Source organism: uncultured Ramlibacter sp. (assembly GCF_936925435.1).
Classification (GTDB): domain Bacteria; phylum Pseudomonadota; class Gammaproteobacteria; order Burkholderiales; family Burkholderiaceae_C; genus Ramlibacter.
Genome location: NZ_CAKZHQ010000014.1, coordinates 24436 through 47990, shown reverse-complemented (window position 1 = coordinate 47990; position 23555 = coordinate 24436). Strand labels below are relative to the sequence as shown.

General features: G+C 67.4%; 28 protein-coding genes. 18 read left to right on the top strand and 10 right to left on the bottom strand.

The features are described 5' to 3' along the window. Window positions 1-36: 36 nt before the first annotated feature. The 7 genes from Q0632_RS08350 to flhD form a co-directional block, all read right to left on the bottom strand. Window positions 37-1173 (bottom strand): EscU/YscU/HrcU family type III secretion system export apparatus switch protein, encoded by a 1137-nt coding sequence (locus Q0632_RS08350; protein ID WP_298927225.1) that lies wholly within the window; start codon window positions 1171-1173, stop codon window positions 37-39. A gap of 202 nt (window positions 1174-1375) precedes the next feature. Continuing rightward, a complete protein-coding gene (locus Q0632_RS08345) occupies window positions 1376-1984 on the bottom strand; it encodes a protein phosphatase CheZ (RefSeq protein WP_298927222.1) in 609 nt (202 codons plus the stop codon). 11 nt (window positions 1985-1995) lie between these two features. Beyond that, window positions 1996-2394, bottom strand: coding sequence for a chemotaxis response regulator CheY (cheY, locus tag Q0632_RS08340; RefSeq protein ID WP_298927219.1), 399 nt, complete (start codon window positions 2392-2394; stop codon window positions 1996-1998). A 34-nt stretch (window positions 2395-2428) separates the two neighbouring features. Next, complete coding sequence (motB, locus tag Q0632_RS08335) at window positions 2429-3475, bottom strand: flagellar motor protein MotB (protein ID WP_298927216.1); 1047 nt, start codon at window positions 3473-3475, stop codon at window positions 2429-2431. A gap of 28 nt (window positions 3476-3503) precedes the next feature. Continuing rightward, complete coding sequence (gene motA, locus Q0632_RS08330) at window positions 3504-4376, bottom strand: flagellar motor stator protein MotA (protein WP_298927213.1); 873 nt, start codon at window positions 4374-4376, stop codon at window positions 3504-3506. A 158-nt stretch (window positions 4377-4534) separates the two neighbouring features. After that, window positions 4535-5080: a flagellar transcriptional regulator FlhC gene (gene flhC, locus Q0632_RS08325; protein WP_298927210.1), complete on the bottom strand. Its 546-nt coding sequence runs from the start codon at window positions 5078-5080 to the stop codon at window positions 4535-4537. Between the two features lie 28 nt (window positions 5081-5108). Continuing rightward, window positions 5109-5438 (bottom strand): flagellar transcriptional regulator FlhD, encoded by a 330-nt coding sequence (flhD, locus tag Q0632_RS08320; RefSeq protein ID WP_298927209.1) that lies wholly within the window; start codon window positions 5436-5438, stop codon window positions 5109-5111. Between the two features lie 419 nt (window positions 5439-5857). On the opposite strand from flhD, the gene Q0632_RS08315 reads away from it, so the two are divergent. From Q0632_RS08315 to Q0632_RS08295, 5 genes are all read left to right on the top strand, one after another. Next, window positions 5858-7033: a flagellin gene (locus Q0632_RS08315; protein ID WP_298927208.1), complete on the top strand. Its 1176-nt coding sequence runs from the start codon at window positions 5858-5860 to the stop codon at window positions 7031-7033. A 232-nt stretch (window positions 7034-7265) separates the two neighbouring features. Further along, window positions 7266-8471 (top strand): flagellin, encoded by a 1206-nt coding sequence (locus tag Q0632_RS08310; protein ID WP_298927206.1) that lies wholly within the window; start codon window positions 7266-7268, stop codon window positions 8469-8471. Window positions 8472-8490: 19 nt separating this feature from the next. After that, window positions 8491-9933: a flagellar filament capping protein FliD gene (gene fliD / locus Q0632_RS08305; protein ID WP_298927204.1), complete on the top strand. Its 1443-nt coding sequence runs from the start codon at window positions 8491-8493 to the stop codon at window positions 9931-9933. A gap of 76 nt (window positions 9934-10009) precedes the next feature. Next, entirely contained in the window at window positions 10010-10429 is a 420-nt protein-coding gene (gene fliS, locus Q0632_RS08300; protein WP_298927203.1) for a flagellar export chaperone FliS, read from the top strand. A gap of 2 nt (window positions 10430-10431) precedes the next feature. After that, window positions 10432-10767, top strand: a complete 336-nt coding sequence (locus tag Q0632_RS08295; protein WP_298927202.1) for a flagellar protein FliT — start codon at window positions 10432-10434, stop codon at window positions 10765-10767. Between the two features lie 113 nt (window positions 10768-10880). On the opposite strand, the gene fliE is transcribed toward Q0632_RS08295, so the two are convergent. After that, complete coding sequence (gene fliE / locus Q0632_RS08290) at window positions 10881-11210, bottom strand: flagellar hook-basal body complex protein FliE (protein ID WP_298927201.1); 330 nt, start codon at window positions 11208-11210, stop codon at window positions 10881-10883. Between the two features lie 256 nt (window positions 11211-11466). Here fliE and fliF point away from each other — a divergent pair, with 256 nt between their 5' ends. The 13 genes from fliF (at window position 11467) to fliR (ending at window position 22310) form a co-directional block, all read left to right on the top strand. Beyond that, window positions 11467-13179 carry a flagellar basal-body MS-ring/collar protein FliF gene (gene fliF / locus Q0632_RS08285; RefSeq protein WP_298927200.1) on the top strand — a complete coding sequence of 571 codons (1713 nt, stop codon included), beginning with the start codon at window positions 11467-11469 and terminating at the stop codon, window positions 13177-13179. A gap of 15 nt (window positions 13180-13194) precedes the next feature. Next, entirely contained in the window at window positions 13195-14214 is a 1020-nt protein-coding gene (gene fliG, locus Q0632_RS08280; protein ID WP_298927197.1) for a flagellar motor switch protein FliG, read from the top strand. Further along, window positions 14198-14908: a flagellar assembly protein FliH gene (locus tag Q0632_RS08275; protein WP_298927195.1), complete on the top strand. Its 711-nt coding sequence runs from the start codon at window positions 14198-14200 to the stop codon at window positions 14906-14908. The genes fliG and Q0632_RS08275 overlap by 17 nt, the downstream gene beginning before the upstream one ends. Next, window positions 14905-16311: a flagellar protein export ATPase FliI gene (gene fliI / locus Q0632_RS08270; protein WP_298927192.1), complete on the top strand. Its 1407-nt coding sequence runs from the start codon at window positions 14905-14907 to the stop codon at window positions 16309-16311. The genes Q0632_RS08275 and fliI overlap by 4 nt, the downstream gene beginning before the upstream one ends. Next, window positions 16311-16745: a flagellar export protein FliJ gene (fliJ, locus tag Q0632_RS08265; protein ID WP_298927190.1), complete on the top strand. Its 435-nt coding sequence runs from the start codon at window positions 16311-16313 to the stop codon at window positions 16743-16745. The genes fliI and fliJ overlap by 1 nt, the downstream gene beginning before the upstream one ends. Before the next feature lie 11 nt (window positions 16746-16756). After that, on the top strand, window positions 16757-17968 hold the full coding sequence (locus Q0632_RS08260; RefSeq protein WP_298927186.1) for a flagellar hook-length control protein FliK: 1212 nt from the start codon (window positions 16757-16759) through the stop codon (window positions 17966-17968). A 114-nt stretch (window positions 17969-18082) separates the two neighbouring features. Then, a complete protein-coding gene (locus Q0632_RS08255; RefSeq protein ID WP_298927183.1) occupies window positions 18083-18685 on the top strand; it encodes a flagellar basal body-associated FliL family protein in 603 nt (200 codons plus the stop codon). Window positions 18686-18704: 19 nt separating this feature from the next. Then, complete coding sequence (fliM, locus tag Q0632_RS08250) at window positions 18705-19712, top strand: flagellar motor switch protein FliM (protein WP_298927180.1); 1008 nt, start codon at window positions 18705-18707, stop codon at window positions 19710-19712. Window positions 19713-19732: 20 nt separating this feature from the next. Further along, entirely contained in the window at window positions 19733-20152 is a 420-nt protein-coding gene (gene fliN / locus Q0632_RS08245; protein ID WP_298927175.1) for a flagellar motor switch protein FliN, read from the top strand. A 13-nt stretch (window positions 20153-20165) separates the two neighbouring features. Beyond that, window positions 20166-20516 carry a flagellar biosynthetic protein FliO gene (fliO, locus tag Q0632_RS08240; RefSeq protein ID WP_298927171.1) on the top strand — a complete coding sequence of 117 codons (351 nt, stop codon included), beginning with the start codon at window positions 20166-20168 and terminating at the stop codon, window positions 20514-20516. 68 nt (window positions 20517-20584) lie between these two features. Next, a complete protein-coding gene (fliP, locus tag Q0632_RS08235) occupies window positions 20585-21271 on the top strand; it encodes a flagellar type III secretion system pore protein FliP (protein WP_298927283.1) in 687 nt (228 codons plus the stop codon). Beyond that, entirely contained in the window at window positions 21271-21540 is a 270-nt protein-coding gene (gene fliQ, locus Q0632_RS08230; protein WP_298927166.1) for a flagellar biosynthesis protein FliQ, read from the top strand. The genes fliP and fliQ overlap by 1 nt, the downstream gene beginning before the upstream one ends. Window positions 21541-21554: 14 nt before the next feature. Continuing rightward, complete coding sequence (fliR, locus tag Q0632_RS08225; protein WP_298927161.1) at window positions 21555-22310, top strand: flagellar biosynthetic protein FliR; 756 nt, start codon at window positions 21555-21557, stop codon at window positions 22308-22310. Between the two features lie 70 nt (window positions 22311-22380). Here the strand turns inward: fliR and Q0632_RS08220 are convergent, their stop codons facing one another. Further along, entirely contained in the window at window positions 22381-22737 is a 357-nt protein-coding gene (locus Q0632_RS08220; RefSeq protein ID WP_298927156.1) for a GFA family protein, read from the bottom strand. Between the two features lie 63 nt (window positions 22738-22800). Then, a complete protein-coding gene (locus Q0632_RS08215; protein ID WP_298927151.1) occupies window positions 22801-23541 on the bottom strand; it encodes a potassium channel family protein in 741 nt (246 codons plus the stop codon). Window positions 23542-23555: the final 14 nt, after the last annotated feature.

Sequence of the window (23555 nt, the reverse complement as noted above, 5' to 3'; positions counted from 1 at the left end):
CCTGGCCGTTGGCGGGAGTGGTGGTCAGGAAGTTTCTCATGTGGTGGCCTTGTCAAGCGGGTCCATGCCGTGCGGAACCTGGATCACCGGCAGGGCCGGCGCGCGCACTGCGGTCTGCAGGCGGAACACCCAGGCCAGAACCTGCGCCACCGCGGTGTACAGCTCGACCGGCACTTCGCCGTCGATGTCGCCGTGGCGGTAAAGGGCGCGCGCCAGCGGCGGCGCTTCCAGCATCGGTATGCGGTTGGCGGATGCCACTTCGCGGATCTTCAAAGCCAGGAGGTCAGCGCCCATGGCGACGATCCGGGGTGCGCGCATCGAGGTCTCGTCGTACTGCAGGGCGACCGCATAGTGGGTCGGGTTGGTGACGATGACGTTGGCCGTGGGCACGGCGGCCAGCATGCGGCCGCGCGACATCTCGCGCTGGCGGCGGCGGCGCTCGCCCTTGACGTGCGGGTCGCCCTGGGATTCCTTGTTTTCCTGCTTGACTTCTTCCAGCGACATCTTCAGCCCGGACTTGTGCTTGAAGATCTGCAAGGGCACGTCGGCCAGCGCGGACACCAGGCACACGCCCAGCAGCATCCACAGGCCGCCGGTGAGCCAGCCAAAGCCGGTGGACAGAGCCCGTGCCAGCGGCAGGCGGGCCATGGTGTCGATATCGCCGGCGTGGGACTGCAGGTAGAGCCAGGCGCAGTACAGCAGGGCCGCCGTCAGCAGGATCAGGCGCAGGCTCTGCAGCATCTGCTGCAGGTCGAACATGCGGCCGATGCCGGCGATGGGGTCGAGCCGCTCGAACTTGGGTTCGAGCGCCTTGAGGGTGAAGTTCCAGCCGCCCACGGCCAGCGTGGCACCGGCCAGCAGCACGGCCATGGCGCCGGCCACCGGCACCACGGTCTGCAGGCCGGCAACGCCGAAATGCGCCAGCCTGGGCACCATCTTGCCGGTTTCGAAGGCCGCTTCGCGGTCAAAGCGCAGGCCGGCATGGACCAGCTGCAGGGCCTGCTCGGCCAGCCAGGGCCCCAGGCCGAGAAGAAGCAACAGAAGAGCGCCGATGGCCGCCAGGTGGACCAGGTCGCGCGAACGCGCCACCTGACCGTCCTCGCGGGCCTGTTCAAGGCGGCGCTCGGATGCGTCTAGCTGGCGGTCTTCTTTGCTGGTTTCGGATGCGGACATGGAGGGCGGGAACGAATGTTCAGTGCCTCCATTGTTTTGCCGATGGGCAAAACTTAAGTCCCGAAGAAAGGGGGAAAAAGCCCCCTATTGGGTGGGCGGCCACCGCCGGGCCGCGTACGTGAGCGCCGCTGGGCCGCCCCAAGGCGCGAAGGCCCCCTCGGGGGGCAGCGAGCTACACGCAGTGAGCGAGCGTGGGGGCCATTCAGAAGCCGAGGCTCTCCAGCAGGTCGTCGACCTGGGCCTGGTTGGAGACCACGTCGGTGCGGCCGCTGGGGTCGATCACCGGGCCGTTGAGGAAACCGGTTTCCACCGTGGCTCGCGCCTCCAGTGGCGCGGTTTCCAGCAGCAGCTTGAGCAGCGAGTCCTCCAGCGTGGTGGCCATGGCCACCACCTTTTGCACGGTCTGGCCGGTCAGGTCGTGGAAATCCTGCGCCAGCATGATTTCGCTGAGCTGGCCGGTGGTGACCTGGGCGTTGGACTTGACGTTGCCGATGAAGTTGAGCACGTCGCCGCGGGCCACGGCGCCGACCGGGTCCTTCTTGAGAAGCTCTTCGATCGCCACAGCCTGGGCCACCAGGGCGTCCTGCTGGGCCTGGGCGGCGTCAACCGTGTTGAGCACCTTCTCGGCGGCGTCGCCGGTCAGTCGGGCGATGAAAGACAGGCGGGCCTTGGCATCGGGCAGGGTGCCCAGCGAGGCCTCGATGTTCTTGTCGTAGCCCAGCTGCTGCAGCGCGTCGTGCAGGTTGCGGGTCAGCTCGCCGACGCGCTTGAAGAAGTCGGGCGCGCCGGCGGTTGTTTCAGTGGTGGACATGGTGATGTCCTTCAGGCGGTCTGGGCCAGTTTTTGCAGGATCTTCTGAACCTTGTCTTCCAGCGTGCCCTTGGTGAAGGGCTTGACGATGTAGCCGGAGGCGCCGATCTGGGCCGCCATGACGATGTCTTCCTTGCGGGCCTCGGCGGTGATCATCAGCACCGGCAGCGCCTTCAGGGCCGCATCGGCGCGGATCTGGGCCAGCAGCTCGAAGCCGTTCATGTTGGGCATGTTGATGTCGCTGACCACGAAGTCGAAGCTGCCGGCGCGCAGCTTGGCCAGGGCGGCGACGCCGTCCTCGGCTTCGTCGGCGTTGGCGAAGCCGGCTTCCTTGAGCAGGTTGCGCACGATGCGGCGCATGGTCGAGAAGTCATCGACGATCAGAAACTTCATGTCAGTGGGGGCGGTCATGGGATGGCTCCGGAGTGAAAGTTGGCAATGGATTTCAGCGGGCGGCAGCAGGCGCGGCCGGGAAGATGGGGGCGGGTGCGGGGCGCAACGCCAGGGGCGCAGCCGTCACCGCGGGGACTTGACCTGGCAGCGACGCGGCGGGGGGCATGGCGGCCTCCTGCTTTTCCAGCAGTTGCTCGATGGCCTGGGCTTCCGACACCGGCGTCTCCACGCCCCTGGCCCAGCGCTCCTGGCCGAGGCGGCCCAGCACCAGCAGGGAAATGCGGCGGTTCATCGGGTTGACCGGGTCGGCGGGATCGAACAGGGTCGAGGAGCCCATGCCGAGCACGCGCACAACGCGGTCCTCGCGCAGGCCACCGGCCAGCAGTTCGCGGCGCGAGGCATTGGCGCGGTCGGCCGACAGCTCCCAGTTGGAGTAGCCGCGTTCGCCGCCGCTGTAAGGCGAGGCGTCGGTGTGACCCGACAGCACGACGCCGGAGTCGGCGCCCTCGATCAGCTGGCCGATGCTGCGCAGCAGCTCGCGCATGTAGTCCTTGACCCGGGCGCTGCCGGCGTCAAACATGGGTCGGCCCTTGTCGTCGACGATCTGCACGCGCAGGCCGTCGGGCGTGATGTCAAAGCGCAGCTGGTTGCGCAGGCCCGCCAGCGCCGGGTTGGCCGCGATGGCCTGCTCCAGCCTGGCTTGCAGCTCGCGCATGCGTTGCGCATCGGTGGCCTGGATTTCAGCGCGCAAGGCCTGCAGGTTGAAGCTGCGCTGCTGGGCCGGGGTCTCGCCGTTGCGCACGTTGCCGTTGACGCGGGTGAGAACGGAGCCGCCGCCCTTGATGATGCTGGAGCTGTCGCCGGAGCCGGAGCCACCGGCCATGGACACCTTCAGCGGATTCTGGAAGAACAGCGCGATGCCCTGCAGGTCGCCCTTGGAGGTCGACCCCAGCAGCCACATCAGCAGAAAGAAGGCCATCATGGCCGTGACGAAGTCGGCGTAGGCGATCTTCCACGCGCCCGAGTGGTGGGGTGCGTGGCCGGCCTTCTTGACGCGTTTGATGATGATGGGCTGAAGCTTGCCCGCTGCGGTTGCCATGTCTGTTCCTGCCTTGTTGCTGCCGCTCTCAGGCGGTCTTCTTCTTGTTGCCCTTGACGTGGTCTTCCAGCTCGATGAAGCTGGGCCGTTCCGTCGAGAACAGGACCTTGCGGCCGAACTCCAGCGCGACCGCCGGGGCGTAACCCTGCACGCTGGCCAGCAGCGTGGTCTTGACGCACTGCAATTCCTTGGTCGTCTCGTCGACCTTCTGCGTGGCCAGCTGGGCCAGCGGGCTGACGAAGCCATAGGCCATCAGGATGCCCATGAAGGTGCCCACCAGGGCGCCGGCGATCATGCCGCCCAGCACGGCGGGCGCGGCGCCCACCGAAGCCATGGTCTTGACCACGCCCAGCACGGCGGCCACGATGCCGAAAGCCGGCAGGCCATCGCCCATGGTCTGGATCGCGCCGGCGGGAATCAGGGCCTCGTGGTGGTGGGTGTCGATCTCGTTGTCCATGAGGTTCTCGAGCTCATGGGCATTGAGGTTGCCCGAAACCATCATGCGCAGGTAGTCGGTGATGAACTCCATCAGGTGGTCGTCGGCCAGGATCAGCGGAAATTTCTGGAACAGCGGGCTCTTGCGGGGCTCCTCGACGTCCGACTCGATCGACATCAGGCCCTCCTTGCGGGCCTTGGTCAGGGTGTCGAACAGCAGCGCCATCAGCTCCATGTAGCGCGCCTTGGTGTATTTGGAACCCTTGAACAGCTTGGGCAGGAGCTTGAGCGTGGCCTTGACCGTCTTGGAGCTGTTGCCCACCAGGAAGGCGCCCAGGGCGGCGCCGCAGATCACGAACAGTTCATGCGGGGCAGCGTGCAGCAGGACCGGGAACGAGCCGCCGGCCATGGCATAGCCGCCGAGCACGCAACCGATCACAAGAAGGTAGCCAACGATGACGAACATGAATGAAATGCTTTCGAATACGGCCCGGCGATGTGCCGGTGTCACAGGCAAGGTTTCGGCAGGGGGGCGCGCCACTTGAGCGATGAGGCAAAAAAAAACGCGTGTTCCCCTGGGAGCACGCGTTCAAGAATGCGTCTGCAACGACGCGAGGAGAACAATCAGTGGATGGCGCCGGTGCGGCGGCTCTTGCCGGCGCGGGCCGGCGGCTCGCACATGCCGCAGACAAAGGCCTTGAAGCCCTTGCCGTACTCGTGGCTGTGGGTGACGAAATGGCCGCCGCAGTGGGTGCAGGGCGTCAGGCACAGCATGTCGCTGTCGACGAACTTGACCAGGCGCCAGGCGCGGGTGATCGACAGCATGGCTTCCACGCCCAGGGCCTTGACGTCGGCCTCATACAGCTGCCAGGCCTTGGTGATCAGGTCGATCTGGTCCAGGTCGCAGGTCTTGTTGAGGTTCTCGTAGATGTTCAGGAACAGCGAGGCATGGATATTGGGCTGCCAGGAGGTGAACCAGTCGGTGGAGTAAGGCAGCTGGCCCTTGGAGGGCGACTGGCCGGTGACCTCGCGGTACAGGCGCAGCAGGCGCTCGTGCGACAGGCTGGTCTCGGACTCCAGGACGGCCATGCGGGCGCCCAGTTCGATCAGCTGGACGGCGCGGCCCAACTGGCGGCTGTCGTTCAAGAGGCTCTTGGCAGGTGTGCTCATGTGTGTGTCCTGGAGAAAGGGTCAGTGATCAGGCAGCGAGGGCGTGTTGGCCGGCCATCAGCACGCTGGCATGCAGGCGGCTGACGGTCTGCTCGCCGGCCTGGCGCGCATCGTGGCCGTCGGTCAGCAGGCCCCAGACCAGCTCGTCGTCGAAACGCATGGTGCACAGCATCTGGTTGCGCGAGGCCACGCGGACGATCTGCTGCGGAGACAGCTGGGCAATGAGGTCGGCCACCGGCTCGGACAGGCCCAGGCGGAACAGGGCCAGGGTCTTGTCCTGGCGGATCATGGCCTGGGCCAGCATCAGGTAGGACAGGTTGGTGTCGCGAATCTCATTCATCAGCTGATCGTTGGTCATGGTGGGTGCTCCTGGAAGGGTCGGTGGGGCTGCTGCTCCGATGTGTCCAATTGTGTTGGCGCGAAACAGAAACTTGATGCGGGAAAGGCGCATAGGCCCTAAGCAATTTGCTTACAAATGAAAAGGGGCTGTCACCAATCTCTGTGGGTGACTGAGGCGTCGATGGCGTAGAGCGAGCGCTGGTGCACAGGCGGCGTTCTCCAATGAGGGTAGGGGCCAGCCACTGTCACAACACAGTGCGCGACAGAGCCCATGCAATGGCCTGCGCTTGCGCTCTTTGCAAAACCCGCTAAAGCCCGCCGCCACCCCGCCGATAAAGAATGGCAACGGGATTCTCCCGCCAGGGCCGCGACAGATAGAGACGCGGTGTCTAAACCCAGGGCTTCCATGTCGGAAGCCGATTCTTGAGGATCTGCAACATGCCTTCCGTTATCAATACCAACATCCCGTCGCTCAACACGCAACGCAACCTGGGCAGCTCGCAAGCTGCTCTGAGCACCTCCATCCAGCGCCTGTCGACCGGCCTGCGCGTGAACAGCGCCCGTGACGACGCCGCCGGCCTGGCCATCGCCGAGCGCATGGGTGCTCAAGTGCGCGGCCTGAACGTCGCTGCCCGCAACGCCAACGACGCCGTCTCCCTGGCGCAGACCGCTGAAGGCGCCCTGGGCAAGGTTGGCGAAATGGTCCAGCGCATCCGCGAACTGGCCGTGCAATCGTCCAACGCCACCAACAGCACTAGCGACCGCGAAGCTCTGCAGGCTGAAGTGGACCAGCTGAAGGAAGAAATCGACCGCGTTGCCAAGACCACCCAGTTCAACGGCAAAGCGCTGCTGGACGGGACCTTCAGCAAAGAAAAATTCCAGGTCGGCTCCGATGCCGGCCAATCCATCGAGATCGACCAGATCACCAACACGCAGCTGTCCAGCATCCAAACCAAGACGAACGCGGCCACCGGCGGCGCCATCACCACCTTTGAAGCCCTTGCCACCGGCGACATTACGATCAATGTCGGCACCCTCCCCGGCCCCGTCGTCAGCTACCAACTTGATGCAATTGCAGCCCCCGCGGCCCTCACCCAAAAGGCCCGCGCGAACCAAATCGCCGATGCGATCAACGCTCAAGCATTTAAGTCCGGCGTGAGCGCCACGGTGGACACGGTGTCCGACGCTGTTGTCATCTCCTCCGCTTCCGAATTCACGATTTCGTTTGCAGGCGCCGGCGCCGCCTCCGCCACCAATACGGGCTTCGCTGATGGCGCCGCCAGCGTCGCCGGCGGCGCCGTCAACATGTCCGCGCTGTCCGTCACTACCCGGGACGGCGCCCAGCTGGCCATCCAGCAGGCCGACGACGCCTTGAAGCTGATCAACACCAGCCGCGCCAAGCTGGGCGCCGTGCAAAGCCGCTTCGAGAACGCGATCGCCAACATCCAGATCACCGCGGAGAACGTGACGGCTGCCCGCTCGCGCATCATGGACACAGACTTCGCCGCTGAAACGGCCAACATGACCCGCGCCCAGATCCTGCAGCAAGCCGGCACCGCCATGCTGTCGCAGGCCAACCAGCTGCCCCAGCAAGTTCTGTCGCTGCTGCGTTAATTTTCGCAAGGTCTCCCCGGAACCGGGGCGGCTTGCCGGCAGAAATAGCCGGCAAGCCGCCCTCTTTTCCGTGGTTTGCCTTGCCGCCGCCTCAAGCACAGTACGGGAATGCGCCGATCCTGAGACCCAGGACTGGCGTGAGCCCCGGGTGCCGGCGGCGCAGTTGCGTTAGGACGCAGCTGCGGTCTCGCAAGGCAATCCGGTTGAAAACCAGTTTTCGATTGGAGTCCCAATGCCTTCCGTCATCAATACCAATATCACCTCGCTGAACACCCAGCGCAACCTCAATGGCTCGCAGTCGTCCCTGGCGACCTCGATCCAGCGCCTGTCCAGCGGCCTGCGCGTCAACAGCGCCCGCGACGACGCCGCCGGCCTGGCCATTGCCGAACGCATGAACTCCCAAGTGCGCGGCCTGAACGTCGCCGCCCGCAACGCCAATGACGGCGTCTCCCTGGCGCAAACCGCCGAAGGCGCGCTGGGCAAGGTTGGCGAGATGGTCCAGCGCATGCGCGAACTGGCCGTGCAATCGTCCAACGCCACCAACAACGCCACCGACCGCGTCTCCCTGCAAGCCGAAGTGATCCAGCTCAAGCAGGAAATCGACCGCATGGCCCTGGGCACGAACTTCAACGGCACCAAACTGCTGGACGGCAGCTTCGCCTCGGCCCGCTTCCAGGTCGGTGCCAACGCCGGCGAATCCATCACCATCGACAAGCTCACCGATGCGCAGCTGACCAGCATGGGCACCATCAAAGCCCCGGCGATCACCGGTGCCGACGTCACAGACGCCCTCAACTTCACCGACCTCACCGCCATCACCGCTGGTGACCTGGAGATCACGGTTGGCACCAAGACCTTCAAACTCGATGCCATCCCCCTCGCCCTCACTAAGACAGAGCGCCAGACCCAGATGCTCGATGCGATCAACAAGGATTCCGCGTTGCACGGCGTGAGCGCCTACCTGGACGCAACGACCAACTCCATCGTCATGACCTCCTCGGCCGATTTCAAGCTGGCCGCGGTGGGGGCAACCGCCACCGTCGACACCACGGGCTTCACCTTCAGCGCCACCGTCCCCCCCCTGCCCCCCGGCGACGAGGCCGCCTCCACCTCCACCGACGTCAGCATGATCGTGCTGAACGTCGGCAGCTATGAGGCCGCCCAGCTGGCCATGCTGCAGTGCGACAAGGCCCTGGAAGAGATCAACAGCGCGCGCGCCACCCTGGGCGCCGTCCAGTCGCGCTTTGAGAGCACGATCGCCAACATCCAGATCGCCTCGGAAAACACCACGGCCGCCCGTTCGCGCATCATGGACACCGACTTCGCGGCCGAAACCGCAGCCATGACGCGAGCCCAGATCCTGCAGCAGGCCGGCAACGCCATGCTGGTGCAAGCCAACCAGCTGCCCCAGCAAGTGCTGACCCTGCTGCGCAATTAACCCAACGGAGAATTGAACCTTGCCTTCCATCACCAGCACCGGGGTCGGTAGCGGCCTCGACGTCAATAGCATCGTCACTTCGCTGATGGCGCTGGAGAAAAGGCCGCTGAACCTGCTGCAAAGCGCGGCCAGCTCCATCCAGACCAAGCTGTCGGCCTTCGGCTCGCTCAAGAGCCAGCTCTCGAGCCTGGGCGACATCGCCAAGACCCTGGCTGGCAGCACCAACTGGAACCCGCTGCGCAGCGACAGCAGCGATTCCGCTTCCGTCAGCGCCACAGCGGCCAGCACGGCCGTGCCAGGCAAGCACACACTGGAAGTCTCCCAGCTGGCCCAGGCCCAGTCGCTGGCCAGCGGCCCCTTTGACGCCCCCACCACCGTGGTGGGCACCGGCACGCTCAGGCTGGAGATCGGCACCACCACGGCCCCCGGCGTCTTCAACGCCAAAAGCGGCAGCACCCCTACCACCATCACCATCGACGCCAGCAAGCAGACCCTGGCCGGCGTGCGCGATGCGATCAACGCCGCGGGCGCGGGCGTCAGCGCCAGCATCGTCACCAGTGGCGGCAAGTCGCGCCTGGTGCTCAAGGGCAGCGACGGCGCCGACAGCTCGATCCGCCTGACGGCAACCGACGGCAACGGCGTCAACACCGATGACGACGGCAACAGCACCGACGCGGCTGGCCTCTCGGCCCTGGCCTGGGACCCCGCCGCCGGCGGCGTCAAGAACCTGGAAGAGACCCAGCCCGCGCAGGACGCCAAGTTCACGCTCAACGGCCTGAAGCTGACCAGCGCCAGCAACAATCCGGCCGAGGTCATCGCCGGCGTCACGCTCAGCTTCAAGAAGATCACCACGGCGCCGGTGGACCTGACGGTGGCCATCGAGACGGCGGCGGTGCGCAAGAACATCAACGACTTCGTCAACGCCTACAACGGCCTGAACACCCTGCTGAAGAACCAGACCCTGGCCGACACCGCCAACAGCGGCCCGCTGCAGGGCGACTCCACCGCCACCTCGATGCTCTACGCCATGCGCAGCATGCTGCAGGGATCGGTCAGCGGCCTGGCCAGCCCGTCCAGCCTGAGCGCCGCCGGCATCGAACTGCAGCGCGACGGCTCGCTCAAGGTCAACGACACCAAGCTCACGCCCCTGCTGTCCACCCCGGACAAGCTGGCCAAGCTGTTCAACCAGGCCCAAAGCGGCAGCGACCCCACCACGCGCGGCTTTGGCCTGCGCTTCAAGGAATGGGCCGGCGCCCTGACGGCCGAGACCGGCATCCTGGCCACCCGCACCACCGGCCTGGGTGAGAGCGTCAAGCGCAACCAGAAGCAGCAGGACGCCCAGCAAGAGCGCCTGGAACGCACCGAGAAGCGCCTGCGCGGCCAGTACCAGACACTGGACAGCAAGATGAGCAACCTGAACGCCCAGATGGCCCAGCTCAAAGCCAGCCTCGGCCTGGCGTAAGTCCTTTTCCCTATCACCGGCGGCGCTCAAGTTCGGGCGCCACCGGTCGATAACTGGGACAAGGACTTATTACGCCATGTTTGCCTTGCCCTCCCAGCCCATTGATCTCTACCGCCAGGTGGACACGGTCACCTCCGTCTACCAGGCCAGCCCGCACAAGCTGGTGCTGCTGCTGCTCGATGGCGCCATCGCCGCCGTGCTGCAAGCGCGCCACGCGATGGAAACCGGCGACACCGAGACCCGCATCTCCACCCTGTCCAAGGCCATGCGCATCATCGACGAGGGCCTGAAGGCCTCGGTCGAGAGCGACGCCGATCCCTCCCTGGCCGAGAACCTGCGCTCGCTGTACGACCACATGGTGTCGCGCCTGTTCATCGCCAACCTGCACGTCAGCGACGTACCGCTGGTGGAAGTGGCCCGCCTGCTGGGCGACCTGCGCGCTACCTGGGCCGAGATCGGCCCGGTGACCCAACTCAACTCCACACTGCAGGCCTGAGCATGGACAATTTCGACATGGGTCTGGACGATTCCGCCAGCGTCCTGCGCTACTACCTGGCCCTGGAAAGCGCCAGCCACGAGATGCTGCGCGCCGCCCGCGCCGGCGACTGGGACAGCGTCTGCCGCCTGGAAGGCGCCTGCGCCATCGTCATCGCCAAGCTGCGCCAGGCCGCGCCCAGCCGGCCGCTGGAAGGGCCGCAGCAGGCCGAGCGCATGCGCGTGCTGCGCGCCATCCTGGCCAACGATGCGCAGATCCGCCGCATCTGCGACCCCTTGCCCGAGACCATGGACCCGCGCTCTTTTGCCGTGGGGGAAGTGAGCCTGGCGCTGCACTGAGCAGCGCACGCAAAAAAGCCGCGCAGAGTGCGCGGCAGACAGCGTCCGCTCCGGGCGAAACAGGAGCCTTGGAGCGGAACTGAAACAGGGGCCGCGTTGAACGCGGCGGGTCCTCAGACCTGCATGTTCATGATGTCGCTGTAGGCGGACACCAGGCGGTTGCGCACGTGCAGGGCCGACTGGAAAGCGATCTGGGATTTCTGCGAGGCCACCATGGTCTGCTCCAGGCTGACACCAGCCGGGTTCATCTGGAAGGCTTCGGCCATGCGCGATGCATCTTCCTGGGTGGCGCTGACGGCGCGCAGGGCCTTGTCCATGGCGCCGGTGAAGGATTGCGACTCCTGGGCCGGCTGGCTGGCGCGCTGGGCTGCTGCGTTGCGCTTGAGCGCATCGAGCAAGGGGGTTGGCAGGCCGGAGACGGCGGCAGTCTTGTTGATTTCCATGATAGGGCTCCTGTAGGGGGTATGTGTTGACAAGACTTTAGCGGCGCGGCGGCGATCTTGAGCGACGAAAAGAGGCGCAAATACAGCGCTTATCGGCGCTCAGGTCCGGCCCCGTCCGGCCGAAGTGTCTGGGGTGTGACTGTGGCGGCGCGGCGGGTGGGCTGCTGCAGCGAATAGGGCCGGGAATGGGCCGTATTTCGGCGCTAAGGTTTGGCGCGGTCCGGCCAACAATGGCGTCCGCACTCCCCACCGCCCCATGGACACCACATTCACTCCTGACACCCTGGCCGAGACCGTGCCAGCGCGGCCTCTGACCCCCCTGAACCGTCTGAGCGCCATGCCCACGCGCAACAAGATGGCCCTGGGCATTGCCGCTGCCCTGCTCGCCGCGATCGTGGCCGTCGGCCTGATCTGGAGCCGCCAGACCGACTGGAAGGTGCTCTACGCCAGCCTGAACGACCGTGACGGCGGCGCCGTCATCGCGGCGCTGACGCAGATGAACGTTCCCCACAAGTTCACCGAGGGCGGCGGCGCCATCCTGGTGCCGGCCGAGCACGTCCACAACGTGCGCCTGAAGCTGGCCTCGCAAGGCCTGCCCAAGGGCGGCACGGTGGGCTTCGAGCTGATGGAAAACCAGAAATTCGGCACCACCCAGTTCCAGGAACGGCTGAACTTCCAGCGCGGCCTGGAAGGCGAGCTGGCCCGCTCCATCATGGCGCTGTCGGCCGTGCAGGCCGCCCGCGTCCACCTGGCACTGCCCAACCAGACGGCTTTCCTGCGCGAGCAGCAAAAGCCCTCGGCCTCGGTCATGCTGACGCTGTTTGGCGGCCGCACGCTGGACCGCGCGCAGATCGCCGGCATCGTCCACCTGGTGGCCTCCAGCGTGCCCGACCTGCAGCCGCGCGGCGTCAGCGTGATCGATCAGACCGGCAACCTGCTGTCGCAGGCCCCCGGCGACGTGCCCAACGGCCTGAACGAACTGCAGATGCAGCACGTGCGCCAGACCGAGCAAAGCCTGTCCTCGCGCATCCTGGCCATCGTCGAGCCCATCGTCGGCACCGAGAACGTCAAGGCCCAGGTCACGGCCGACGTCGACTTCACGCAGAGCGAATCGACCGCCGAGCTCTACACCCCGAACCAGGGCGCAGCGCCCGCCGCGGTGCGCAGCCAGACGCTGTCGGAGACGCCCACCGGCAGCGGTGCAGCCGCCGCCGGCGTGCCCGGCGCGCTGGCCAACCAGCCGCCCGCCACCCCGACCTCGCCGGTCAACGGCGCGCCCCAGGCCCTGAGCGCTGGCGGCACGGGCAGCGCCGCCAGCGGCGTCAAGCGCGATGCCCTGACCAACTACGAAGTCGACAAGACCGTCAAGGTGGTGCGCAACGCCACCGGCACCGTGCGCCGCCTGAACGTCGCCGTCATCATCAACCACGCCACCAAGGTCGGCGCCGACGGCAAGGCCGTGACCCAGGCCCTGACGGCGCCGCAGATGGAGCAGATCAACACCCTAGTGCGCGAGGCCATCGGCTTCAACAAGGAGCGCGGCGACTCGGTCAACGTGATCAATGCGCCCTTCACCAGCACCCAGCCCAAGGCCGAGCCCGAGCTGCCGTGGTGGCGCCAGCCGCAGAACATCGAGATGGCCAAGAACTTCGCGCCCTGGCTGGCGATGCCCCTGGTGGCCCTGATCATCATCTTCGGCCTGGTGCGCCCGGCCATCAAGGCCAGCCGCGACAAGCCGCTGCCCACACGCCTGCTCGAGACCTCGATCCAGGACGCCATCGACCTGCCCAACCCGGACGGCACGCCGTCCACCGAAGGCCTGCCAGGCATGCCCTCGGTGCCGCTGCTGGCCTCGGCCGCACAACACCGCGCTGCCCAGCTCGACAGCATCCGCGCCCTGGTCAAGCAGAACCCGGCGACCGTCGCCAACGTGGTGCGCAGCTGGATCACCCAGCCCACCGCATCCTGAACCCGCGAGATTCCCATGGCCGTAAGCACCTCTATTACCGTTGAAGATGTGGGCGTCACTTCCAGCGCCATCCTGATGCTCGCCCTGGGCGAGGAAAGCGCCGCCGATGTGTTCAAGCATCTGGCACCCAAGGAAGTGCAACGCCTGGGCGAGCGCATGGCGCGCCTGACCACCGTGGCCGACGACCAGTTCGACGACGTGCTGGCCCGCTTCCAGGAGCAGGTGCAGTTGCAGCGCTCGCTGGTCAGCGACACCGGCGCCTATGTGAGCAATGTGCTCAAGCTGGCGCTGGGCGACGACAAGGCCGGCCTGCTGATCGACCGCATCGTGCAGGGCCGCGACGTCAGCGGCATCGAAAGCCTCAAGTGGATGGACGCAGCGGCCGTGGCCGAGCTGATCCGCAACGAACACCCGCAGATCATCGCCTCCATCCTGGTCCACCTGGACCGCGACCAGGCCTCGGGCGTGCTGTCCGCCCTGGAAGAGCGCAACCGCAATGACGTGGTGCTGCGCATCGCCACCCTGGACGGCATCCAGCCCAACGCACTCAAGGAACTCAACGACGTGCTGTCCAAGGTGCTCGCCGGCGGCGATCGCGTGCGCAAGACACCGCTGGGCGGCCCCAAGACGGCGGCCGAAATCCTCAACTACCTGGGCTCGACCCTCGAGATGTCGGTGCTCGGCTCCATCCGCGACGGTGACGCCGACCTGGCGGACAAGATCGAGGAACAGATGTTCACCTTCGACGACCTGCTCAAGCTGGACAGCAAGGCCATCCAGATGATGCTGCGCGAAGTCGACAACGCCGTGCTGGTGGTGGCGCTCAAGGGCGCCGAGCCGGAAATGCGCGAGAAGATTTTCACCAACATGAGCATGCGCGCCGGCGAAGCCCTGCGCGAGGACCTGGAGACACGCGGCCCGGTGCGCGTGTCCGAGGTCGAAACCCAGCAAAAGGAAATCCTCAAGATCGTCCGCCGCCTGGCCGACGAAGGCGAGATCGTTCTGGGAGGCGCCGCAGATGAAAGTTTTGTCTGAGGAGCAGCTGCGCGGCGCCGCGGCGTCGTCCAGCCGCATCATCGCCGCCGAGGCGTTGCGCGGCGTGGCCAGCTTCGCCATCTCGGAACTCGACACCGTCACCCCGCTGCCGCAGCGCCATCTGAGCGCGCGCGACCTGGGCAACGAGACCGCCCGTGCCGCCTATGCGCTGGGACGGCGCCGCGGCTTCCAGCAAGGTGCCCGCACCGGCCTGGAGCAAGGCTACAGCGAAGGCTCGCAGGCGCTGGAAGACTTCCAGTCGCGCAAGGCCGCCGACGTGGCGCGCCAGATGCAGGACCTGGTCGACAGCTTCCGCGGCGAACTCGCCGCGCTGGAATCCCAAGTGGCCAGCGACCTGGTGTCGCTGGCCATCGACATCGCCCGCCAGGTGCTGCGGCGTGAACTGGACACCGACCCGCGCTCCGTGCTGCCCGCCGCCACCGAAGCCCTGCGCGCGCTGGCCGAAGGCGCCTCGCAGCTGGAGCTGCGGGTCAACCCGGCCGACGCCCCCATGCTGCGCCAGCACCTGGAAGGCATGCCGCAGGCACGCAGCTGGCAGGTCAGCGAAGACGAGTCGCTGCAGCGCGGCGGCTGCCGTGTCGAAGCCGACACCGGCGTCGCCGACGCCAGCTTCGAAGCCCGCTGGCAGGCCGTGATGGCCAGCCTGGGCCGCGACGAGGAGCCCTTGCCATGATCGCCGCCCGCATGGGCACCCACCTGCAGGCCCACCGCGGCCTGCTGTCGGCCCAGGTGCCGCTGGCCATCAGCGGCCGGCTGGTGCGCGTGGCCGGCCTGGTGATGGAGGCCACCGGCCTGCGCGTGCCGCTGGGCAGCGTCTGCCGCGTCACCGACGGCGAACACACGACCGAAGCCGAAGTCGTGGGCTTTTCCAAGGGACGCCTGTTCCTGATGCCCACCGGCGACATCCACGGTCTGGCGCCGGGCGCGCAGGTGCAGCCCCTGACCTACAGCTTCGATGGCCTCAACTATGGCCAGAGCGTTATCACGCCGGCCACCAACCGCCACAACCCGCACGCGCGCCGCCTGCCCATGGGCGACGCCCTGCTGGGCCGGGTGGTCGACCCGGCCGGCCAGCCGCTGGACCATGGCGGCCCGCTGTTCGGCACCCGTGCCGAGCCGCTGGCGCGCGACCCGATCAATGCGATGGAGCGCGACCCCGTGCGCGAGCCGCTGGACGTGGGCGTGCGCGCCATCAACGCCATGCTCACCGTCGGCCGCGGCCAGCGCCTGGGCCTGTTCGCCGGCTCCGGCGTCGGCAAGTCGGTGCTGATGGGCATGATGGCCAAGTACACGCAGGCCGACGTCACCATCGTCGGCCTGGTCGGCGAGCGCGGCCGTGAAGTCAAGGAATTCGTCGAGGACATCCTGGGCGAGGAAGGCCTGCGCCGCGCCGTCGTGGTGGCCGGACCGGCCGACCTGCCGCCGCTGATGCGCATGCAGGGCGCCAACTACGCCACAGCCCTGGCCGAGCACTTCCGCGACCGCGGCAAGAACGTGCTGCTGCTGATGGACTCGCTGACCCGCTACGCCATGGCCCACCGCGAGATGGCCCTGGCCCTGGGCGAGCCGCCGGCCACCAAGGGCTACCCGCCCTCGGTGTTTGCCCGCCTGCCCCAGCTGGTGGAGCGCACCGGCAACGGCCTCAATGGCGTCGGCTCGATCACCGCCTTCTACACCGTGCTGACCGAGGGCGACGACCAGCAGGACCCGATCGCCGACAACGCCCGCGCCATCCTGGACGGCCACATCGTGCTGTCGCGCCAGCTGGCCGAGCAGGGCCACTACCCGGCCATCGACATCGAGCAGTCCATCTCGCGGGTGATGCACAACGTCACCAACGAACGCCACCTCAAGCTGGCCCGCGCCCTCAAGGCCATGTACGCGCGCTACCAGCGCAACCGCGACCTGATCGCCGTGGGCGCCTATGTGGCGGGCAACGACATGCAGACCGACCTGGCGATCCGCCTGTATCCGCAGATCGCTGCCTTGCTGCAGCAGGACATGCGCGAAGGCGCGACCCTGCCCTCGAGCATCGCGGCGCTGGAGATCCTGCTGCAACAGGCCGGCGGCATCTGATGGACAAGGTTCTGCCGCTGCTGACCGACACCGCCCTGAAGGCGCGCGACAAGCAGACCCTCATGGTGCGCGATGCCGCTGTCGCGGTGCAGCAGGCCGATGCCACGCTGCGCAACCTGCAGCAGTTTCGCACCGAGCTGCTGGCCCGCGCGCCCGGCAGCCGGGGCAGCCCGGCCGACGCCCAGAGCCTGCTGGACCACCAGGCCTTCGTGGTGCGGCTGGACGAGGCCATCGCCATGCAGACCCTGGAGCGCCTGCGCCGCCAGGAGCGCTGCGACGCCGAGCAGCAGCGCCTGATCGAACAGCAACAACGCCTGATGGCGTTCCAGACCCTGGCGCGCCGCCGCGCCGCCAGCCACCAGTTGAAAGAGTCGCGCCGCGCCCAGAGCGACTCGGATGAATTTGCGGCGCGCGCCAGCCGCCGCGCCTCCTAGGAGCAAAACCCATGAGCACCATCGCCCCCGCCGCCCGCGTGGCCCCCGCTTCCAGCGCCACCACCGGCGCCGCCACAGCCGGCACCAGCGCCGCCAATCCCGGCGGCGCCAATGCCGCTGGCGACGGCCCAGCCGACGCCTTTGCCGCCCTGCTCGAGGGCCTGACTGCCGCTGGTGCCACCCCGGCCGCCGCGCAGGATGGCAGCGCCGAGCTGGCCGCCGAACCGGCCCTGCCGGGCGAACTGGCCGCTGCCACCCTGGCCGCCTTGCCGGCGCCGCTCGCCTTGCCGGATGCGACGCTGGTCGCTGCGACACTGGCCGCCGCCCAGCAGCCCCAGACCCCCCAAGCCAGCACCGCCCAGTCGCCCCAACCCGCCCAGCCCGGCGCCGTGCAAGCCGGTGTGCTGCCCGGCCTGCCGGCCACGGCCACGCCGGCCGCTGCCGCCGTGGCCGATGCCAGCCCGGCCCGCAAGGACGCCGCCGCCAGCCCGGCCACGGTCAGCCTGGCCGCCGCCGGCCCCGCCAAACAACAGAACGACCCCGGCCTGCTGCCTGCCACCACCGCCAGCGCCGCGCCGGCCAGCGGCCCGGCCGCAGCGGCCGCGACCGCCCCCGCCTTCGGCGACATCGTCAGCCGGCTGCGCGCCGATGCCGCCCGCGCCGACAGCAGCAGCGACAGCCCGCGCCTGCCCGAGGCCTCGCCCCTGAGCCTGGCGGCCCCTGCCTCGCCGGTGGACACCTCCCGCGCGCCGTTCGCCGCAGCGGTCCACCAGGCTACCCTGGCCTCGCAGCCGCAGGACCCGGCCTTTGCCGGCGACCTCTCGGCCGAAGTGCGCTTCATGGTCGATGCCGGCATGCAAAAGGCCGAACTGCGCCTGAACCCGGCCGAGCTGGGCCCCATCCAGATCCAGCTGAGCGTCACCGCCCAGACCGCCGACATCAGCTTTTCGGCCGCCCACAGCGCCACCCGCGACGGCATTGCCGAGGCCCTGCCGGCCCTGCGCGACATGCTGGCCAGCCAGGGCATGAGCCTGGGCCAGGCCGGCGTGTCAGCGGGCCAGGACGGCCGCCAGCAGCAGCAACAGGCGCAAGCCAGCCAGCAGCAGGCCCGCAATGCCCTGGCAGCCCAGGCGGGCGAAGGCCGCGCCGGCAACGGCGCCATCAGCGTGAGCGGGACCATGACGGTGCGCGCCACGCGCGGCATGCTGGACCTTTACGCCTGAAATCCGCCCGCGCCAGACGGCCGCGGGCACCGAAACGGCGGAATTTCCCGCGCTTATTGAGGCTTAGGTTTTCGCCAGGCTTCGCACAATCAATGTCATCGACTGGAGCCCTGCATGTCTGCCGACAAATCCGCCACCGCCACCGCCCCCGTGCCCAAAAAATTCAATAAAAAACTGGCCCTGATCGTGGCCGGCGCCCTGCTGCTGGGCGGCGCAGGCACTGCCGGCGCGACCTGGCTGCTGATCAAGCGGGGCTTCGGCGCCGACATGATCGCCAAGAAGGAAGGCCCCAAGAAGCCGTTGTTCACGCCGCTGGAGCCGTTCACGGTCAACCTGATGGACCCCCGTGGCGAGCGCTATGCCCAGATCGGCATCACCTTGCAGCTGGAAGACCCCGAGATCGAGATCCAGCTCAAGGACCGCCTGCCCGCCGTGCGCAACCAGATCCTGATGCTGATCACCGCCAAGACCATCGACGAGCTGCTGACGCCCGAAGGCAAGCAGCTGCTGGCCGACCAGGTGCGCGCACGTGCCGCCCAGACCATCGGCTTCGAAGTGCCGGACCCGCTGCCGCGCCAGTCCGCTGCCGCAGCAGCCGCCCCGGTGGCGCCGGTTGTCATCGCCGCGAACACGCTCAAGAAACAGCCGCTGAAGGCCGACAAGGCCATCGACAACCCTGTCAAGGACGTTCTGTTCTCGCAGTTCATCGTCCAGTAAGAACGCAAGAACACACACCATGGCCCAGCCGCTTTCCCAGGAAGAAGTCGATGCCCTGCTCGCAGGCGTCAACGGCGAAGACATCAGCAGCGCGGAAGAACTCGCAGCCGAGGGCGACGCCGCAGGCGTGCGCGACTACAACCTGTCGAGCCAGGAACGCATCGTCCGCGGCCGCATGCCGACGCTGGAGATCGTCAACGAGCGCTTCGCCCGCAACTTCCGCGTCGGCATCTTCAACTTCATGCGCCGCAACCCCGACATCTCGGTCGGCCCGGTCAAGGTGCAGAAGTTCAGCGCCTTCGTGCGCAACGTGGCCGTGCCGTCCAACATCAACGTCATGCAGGTGCGACCGCTGCGCGGCTCGGGCCTGCTGATCTGCGACCCGACCCTGGTGTTCGCCGTCATCGACAACCTGTTCGGCGGCGCCGGCCTGAACCAGGCCCGCATCGAGGGCCGCGAGTTCTCCGCCACCGAGCAGCGCATCATCCTGCGCCTGGTGGAAGTGATCGCCGCCGAGTACGCCAAGAGCTGGGGCACGATCTATCCGATCGAGCTGGAATACGCCCGCTCGGAAATGCACATGCAGTTCGCCAACATCGCGACGCCCTCGGAAATCGTGGTGACCACCACCTTCCGCGTGGACATCGGCGACGTCGGCGGCGACCTGCACATCTGCATCCCCTACTCCACCTTCGAGCCGATCCGCGAAGTCCTGTACTCGCCGCTGCAGGGTGACCAGGGCGGCCCCGACCGCCGCTGGCTGGCCCTGCTGACGCAACAGATCAAGCACGCCACCGTCGAGCTTGCCGCCGAACTGGCCCACAGCCATGCCACCGTGGGTGAGCTCATGGGCCTCAAGGCCGGTGACTTCATCGAGCTGGACCGCATGCCCACCCTGGTCTCCAAGGTGGATGGCGTGCCCGTCTTCGAGTGCGAATACGGCACCCTGGGTGCGCGCTACGGCGTGCGCATCCGCGAATTCCTGACCCAGCCTGTGGTGCTCGACGCCCAGCCTGTCCAACCCTGAACACCCTTCCCGGAGCCACCATGCAGGACACACCCAAACCGACCGACGAAGAAGCCGCGATGGCCGACGACTGGGCCAGCGCACTGGCCGAAGCCGAAGCTGCCGCGCCCACGCCCCCCGCCGAGCCTGCCCCCGGCATCTTCGCCGCACTGGGCGCAGGCGCTGCGCCCGCCCAGCGCGACGACATCGACATGGTGCTGGACATCCCGGTGCAGCTGACGGTGGAACTGGGCCGCACCCGCATCCCGATCAAGCACATCCTGCAGCTGGCACAAGGCTCGGTGATCGAGCTGGACGCGCTGGCCGGCGAACCCATGGACGTTCTGGTCAACGGCTTCCTGATCGCCCAGGGCGAGGTGGTGGTGGTCAACGACAAGTTCGGCATCCGCCTGACCGACATCGTCACACCGTCCGAGCGCATGCGCCGCTTGAGCCGCTAAAGGACACACCGCGATGCAATCCATGGCCTGGTCCCTGTCGATGATGGTGCTGGTGCTGGCGCTGATCCCGCTGGCGATGTGGGTGGTCAAGCGCATGCAGACCATCCGCCCGGCCGGCGCGCAGCGCCAGCTGGAAGTGGTGGCGCAGCTGCCCCTGGGCCCGCGCGAGCGCGTAGTCATGGTGCGCGTGCAAGGCCGTGTGCTGGTGCTGGGCGCCACGGCGCAGCACATCAGCCTGCTGGCCGAGGCCGATGCGCAGGACTTCGCGCCGCCCAGCGCCCCCAATGGCGCCATGCCCACCGGCTTTGCCGGCCTGCTCAAGAACCTGACGGCCGGCGTGGCGTCGCAAGGACAACGCAAATGACCCCCCGCACCCACCACTGGCTGCGCCTGGCTGCGCTGGCCGGCCTGGCTCTGGCCTGCGGCGGCGCGATGGCCCAGGCCACGCCGTTTGGCTTCACCTCCCAGACCAGCGGCAACACCACCACCTACTCGGTGCCGGTGCAGACCCTGCTGATGTTCGGGGCCCTGTCCTTCCTGCCCGCGGCGCTGCTGCTGATGACCAGCTTCACCCGCCTGATCATCGTCTTCAGCCTGCTGCGCCAGGCGCTGGGCCTGCAGACCACGCCGCCCAACCAGGTGCTGGTGGGCATGTCGCTGTTCCTGACCTTCTTCATCATGGGCCCGACCCTGGACAAGGTCTACAACGACGCCTACAAGCCCTACAGCGAACAGAAGATGAGTTTTGAGGATGCCGTGGCCAAGGGCTCGGACCCGCTGCGCACCTTCATGCTCAAGCAGACCCGGGCGCCCGACCTGGCCCTGTTCTACCGCATCGGCGGCACCGAGCCGGCGCCGGCCGCGCAGACGCCCATGCGCATCCTGATCCCGGCCTTTGTGACCAGTGAGCTCAAGACCGCCTTCCAGATCGGCTTCATGGTCTTCATCCCCTTCATCGTGATCGACCTGATCGTCGCCAGCGTGCTGATGTCCATGGGCATGATGATGCTGTCTCCGGTGCTGGTGGCCCTGCCCTTCAAGCTGATGCTGTTCGTGCTGGCCGACGGCTGGAACCTGATCGTCAGCTCCCTGGTGGGCAGCTTCGGCGGGATCAACTGATGACGCCCGAAGCCGTCCTCGCATTCGGCCGCACGGCCATGGAGACCCTGATCACGGTCTCGGCGCCGGTGCTGCTGGTGGCTCTGGCCGTGGGCCTGGCCGTCAGCCTGTTCCAGGCCGTGACCCAGATCAATGAATCGACCCTGTCCTTCCTGCCCAAGCTGCTGGCCGTGCTGGGCGCGCTGGCCGTGTCCGGACCCTGGATGATCTCGGTGCTGGTCGACTGGCTGCGCCAGGTCATCAGCTCCATCCCCCAGGCCGTCGGCTAGGAGCCCTGCCAGTGATGACGTTTTCGCAGCTGCAGATGGACGCCTGGCTGGCCTCCGCGCTGCTGCCCTTCATCCGCATCCTGGCCCTGTTCTCGGCGGCACCGCTGCTGTCGCACAAGGGCTTTCCGGCGCGTGGGCGGGTGGCGCTGGCCGCCGCCATGGCCTTCGTGGTCGCGCCTTTTGCGCAGGTGCCCGCCGGCCTGACCCTGGCCTCGGCCGCCGGCCTGGGCCTGGTGGCCCAGCAGGTGGCGATCGGCCTGGCGCTGGGCTTTGCCGCGCGCCTGCTGTTTGCGGTGTTCGAGATCGCCGGCGAGTTCATCGGCCTGCAAATGGGCTTTTCCTTCGCCGGCTTCTTCGACCCCAACGGCGGCAGCGAGTCGGCCGTGGGCACCTGGCTCAACACCCTGGGCATGCTGCTGTTCATCGCGCTGGACGCGCACCTGGTGCTGATCGACACGCTCATCAATACCTTCACCACCTTCCCGATCGCCCACGACGCCTTCGCCTCGCTGGTCGGGCTGCGGCTGGACCGGCTGGGCAGCGATGTCTTCCGGCTGGCCCTGTCCATGGCTTTGCCGGCCACCATGCTGATGCTGTTCATCAACCTGGTGCTGGGCTTCAGCTCGCGCGTGGCGCCCCAGCTGTCGATCTTCTCGGTGGGCTTTCCCATCACCCTGCTGGCCGGCCTGCTGGTGCTGGCCCTGGGCACCGAGCACCTGCTGGCGCCGATGACCGAGGCCTTGCAGGTCTTCCTGGCGCCGCTGCGCTAGCCGCCATCGCTCCTTTTTTGATAGCTACCCAGGTCCATTGGCCGGGGGGTAGTGGCCGATCTGGCACCTGTCAAAGGGCCTTGCCGTCGAAATGGCGCACCGGGATGGCCGCCAGATCGATGTTGTTGATGCTGCGCAGGTTGACGGCCGCCACGGCATTGCCCTGGGGGTCCGTGGCTTCACCGAAGACGTGGATGCCGCAAGCCGGGCAGAAACGGTGCCGGATCGCGTGCTTGTTGAACAGGTAGGTGGCCGCAGCATCGTCCGGGGTCGTCAGCCGCAGGCTGGCGCGCGGCACAAACCACAGCAGCGATGCCCGCTTGGCGCACATGGAACAATTGCAGGCCAGCCCGCTGTCGATGCGGCCCTCGACCTCGATGGCGACCTTGCCGCATTGGCAGCTGCCGGTGTAGGTGGTGGTGTTCATGCCCGCACTTTAGGCCGGCGGCGGCACAGCGCGGAGTAACAAAAGCGTCGTGAATCGGCGCGCTCAGTCGTCGGCGCCGTCCTGGGCCTGCGTCAAGGCCTTGACGGCGACGGCGGCGATCAGCGCCGTCACCAGGATGCCGCAGATGCCCACCGCGACCGCCAGCACACGCCCGAGCAGCGTCTTGGGGGCGTAGTCGCCGTAGCCTATGGTCAGGCCCGAGACAAAGGAGAAGTACACCGACTCCTGCAGCGACCAGCCTTCGGCCGTGCCGGCCACCACGCCCAGGGCGACGATCAGCATGAGCAGCGCCGACAGGATGGGCCACACCACCCGCAGGCCTTTGCGCATCCGGGCCACGAACTTGCGCTGCAAGGCGCGCGGATCGCTGTCCGCGGGTTGGAGTCCTGCCCCAGTTGCTCCCCCGCGTGTCGCAATGAGGTACGCGGCGAACAGCGCAACCATGAGGACATCGGCGGCCACCGACACACCCGCTTGAAACTGCAGGAACTGCTGGCCAAGGGCGAGGACCAGGCTGATGAACGCCAGCTTGCTGGCCCCTGCCACCAGCAAGGCGGTGCGCCGCACCGGTTCATGGAATGCGCCGTAAATGAGCAGCAGGCCCATCAGCCCGATGAGGATGCCCCAGTTTCTGACCACGATTTGGGCGACCGGGCCGTCGATGGCCTGGCCAAAGGCCGACTGCAGCACTGCCTCGGGGGCAATGGCCGCATAGAACATGGTGCAGGTCAGCAAGCCCGCCACCAGCATGCCCCCCTTGATGGACCGGTGGAGGAAGTTCATGGGAAGAGTCCGCA

Coding starts and splice junctions, on each gene's coding strand:
- fliP (WP_298927283.1), top strand. CDS start 20,585: ATGGCCCAGGCCACGCCGTTTGGCTTCACCTCCCAGACCAGCGGCAAC.
- Q0632_RS08255 (WP_298927183.1), top strand. CDS start 18,083: ATGTCTGCCGACAAATCCGCCACCGCCACCGCCCCCGTGCCCAAAAAA.
- fliE (WP_298927201.1), bottom strand. CDS start 11,210: ATGGAAATCAACAAGACTGCCGCCGTCTCCGGCCTGCCAACCCCCTTG.
- Q0632_RS08315 (WP_298927208.1), top strand. CDS start 5,858: ATGCCTTCCGTTATCAATACCAACATCCCGTCGCTCAACACGCAACGC.
- fliF (WP_298927200.1), top strand. CDS start 11,467: ATGGACACCACATTCACTCCTGACACCCTGGCCGAGACCGTGCCAGCG.
- fliG (WP_298927197.1), top strand. CDS start 13,195: ATGGCCGTAAGCACCTCTATTACCGTTGAAGATGTGGGCGTCACTTCC.
- Q0632_RS08260 (WP_298927186.1), top strand. CDS start 16,757: ATGAGCACCATCGCCCCCGCCGCCCGCGTGGCCCCCGCTTCCAGCGCC.
- Q0632_RS08345 (WP_298927222.1), bottom strand. CDS start 1,984: ATGTCCACCACTGAAACAACCGCCGGCGCGCCCGACTTCTTCAAGCGC.
- fliO (WP_298927171.1), top strand. CDS start 20,166: ATGCAATCCATGGCCTGGTCCCTGTCGATGATGGTGCTGGTGCTGGCG.
- Q0632_RS08215 (WP_298927151.1), bottom strand. CDS start 23,541: ATGAACTTCCTCCACCGGTCCATCAAGGGGGGCATGCTGGTGGCGGGC.
- Q0632_RS08310 (WP_298927206.1), top strand. CDS start 7,266: ATGCCTTCCGTCATCAATACCAATATCACCTCGCTGAACACCCAGCGC.
- fliJ (WP_298927190.1), top strand. CDS start 16,311: ATGGACAAGGTTCTGCCGCTGCTGACCGACACCGCCCTGAAGGCGCGC.
- flhD (WP_298927209.1), bottom strand. CDS start 5,438: ATGACCAACGATCAGCTGATGAATGAGATTCGCGACACCAACCTGTCC.
- fliM (WP_298927180.1), top strand. CDS start 18,705: ATGGCCCAGCCGCTTTCCCAGGAAGAAGTCGATGCCCTGCTCGCAGGC.
- flhC (WP_298927210.1), bottom strand. CDS start 5,080: ATGAGCACACCTGCCAAGAGCCTCTTGAACGACAGCCGCCAGTTGGGC.
- Q0632_RS08275 (WP_298927195.1), top strand. CDS start 14,198: ATGAAAGTTTTGTCTGAGGAGCAGCTGCGCGGCGCCGCGGCGTCGTCC.
- fliS (WP_298927203.1), top strand. CDS start 10,010: ATGTTTGCCTTGCCCTCCCAGCCCATTGATCTCTACCGCCAGGTGGAC.
- fliR (WP_298927161.1), top strand. CDS start 21,555: ATGACGTTTTCGCAGCTGCAGATGGACGCCTGGCTGGCCTCCGCGCTG.
- fliN (WP_298927175.1), top strand. CDS start 19,733: ATGCAGGACACACCCAAACCGACCGACGAAGAAGCCGCGATGGCCGAC.
- Q0632_RS08220 (WP_298927156.1), bottom strand. CDS start 22,737: ATGAACACCACCACCTACACCGGCAGCTGCCAATGCGGCAAGGTCGCC.
- Q0632_RS08295 (WP_298927202.1), top strand. CDS start 10,432: ATGGACAATTTCGACATGGGTCTGGACGATTCCGCCAGCGTCCTGCGC.
- fliI (WP_298927192.1), top strand. CDS start 14,905: ATGATCGCCGCCCGCATGGGCACCCACCTGCAGGCCCACCGCGGCCTG.
- cheY (WP_298927219.1), bottom strand. CDS start 2,394: ATGACCGCCCCCACTGACATGAAGTTTCTGATCGTCGATGACTTCTCG.
- fliQ (WP_298927166.1), top strand. CDS start 21,271: ATGACGCCCGAAGCCGTCCTCGCATTCGGCCGCACGGCCATGGAGACC.
- motB (WP_298927216.1), bottom strand. CDS start 3,475: ATGGCAACCGCAGCGGGCAAGCTTCAGCCCATCATCATCAAACGCGTC.
- Q0632_RS08350 (WP_298927225.1), bottom strand. CDS start 1,173: ATGTCCGCATCCGAAACCAGCAAAGAAGACCGCCAGCTAGACGCATCC.
- motA (WP_298927213.1), bottom strand. CDS start 4,376: ATGTTCGTCATCGTTGGCTACCTTCTTGTGATCGGTTGCGTGCTCGGC.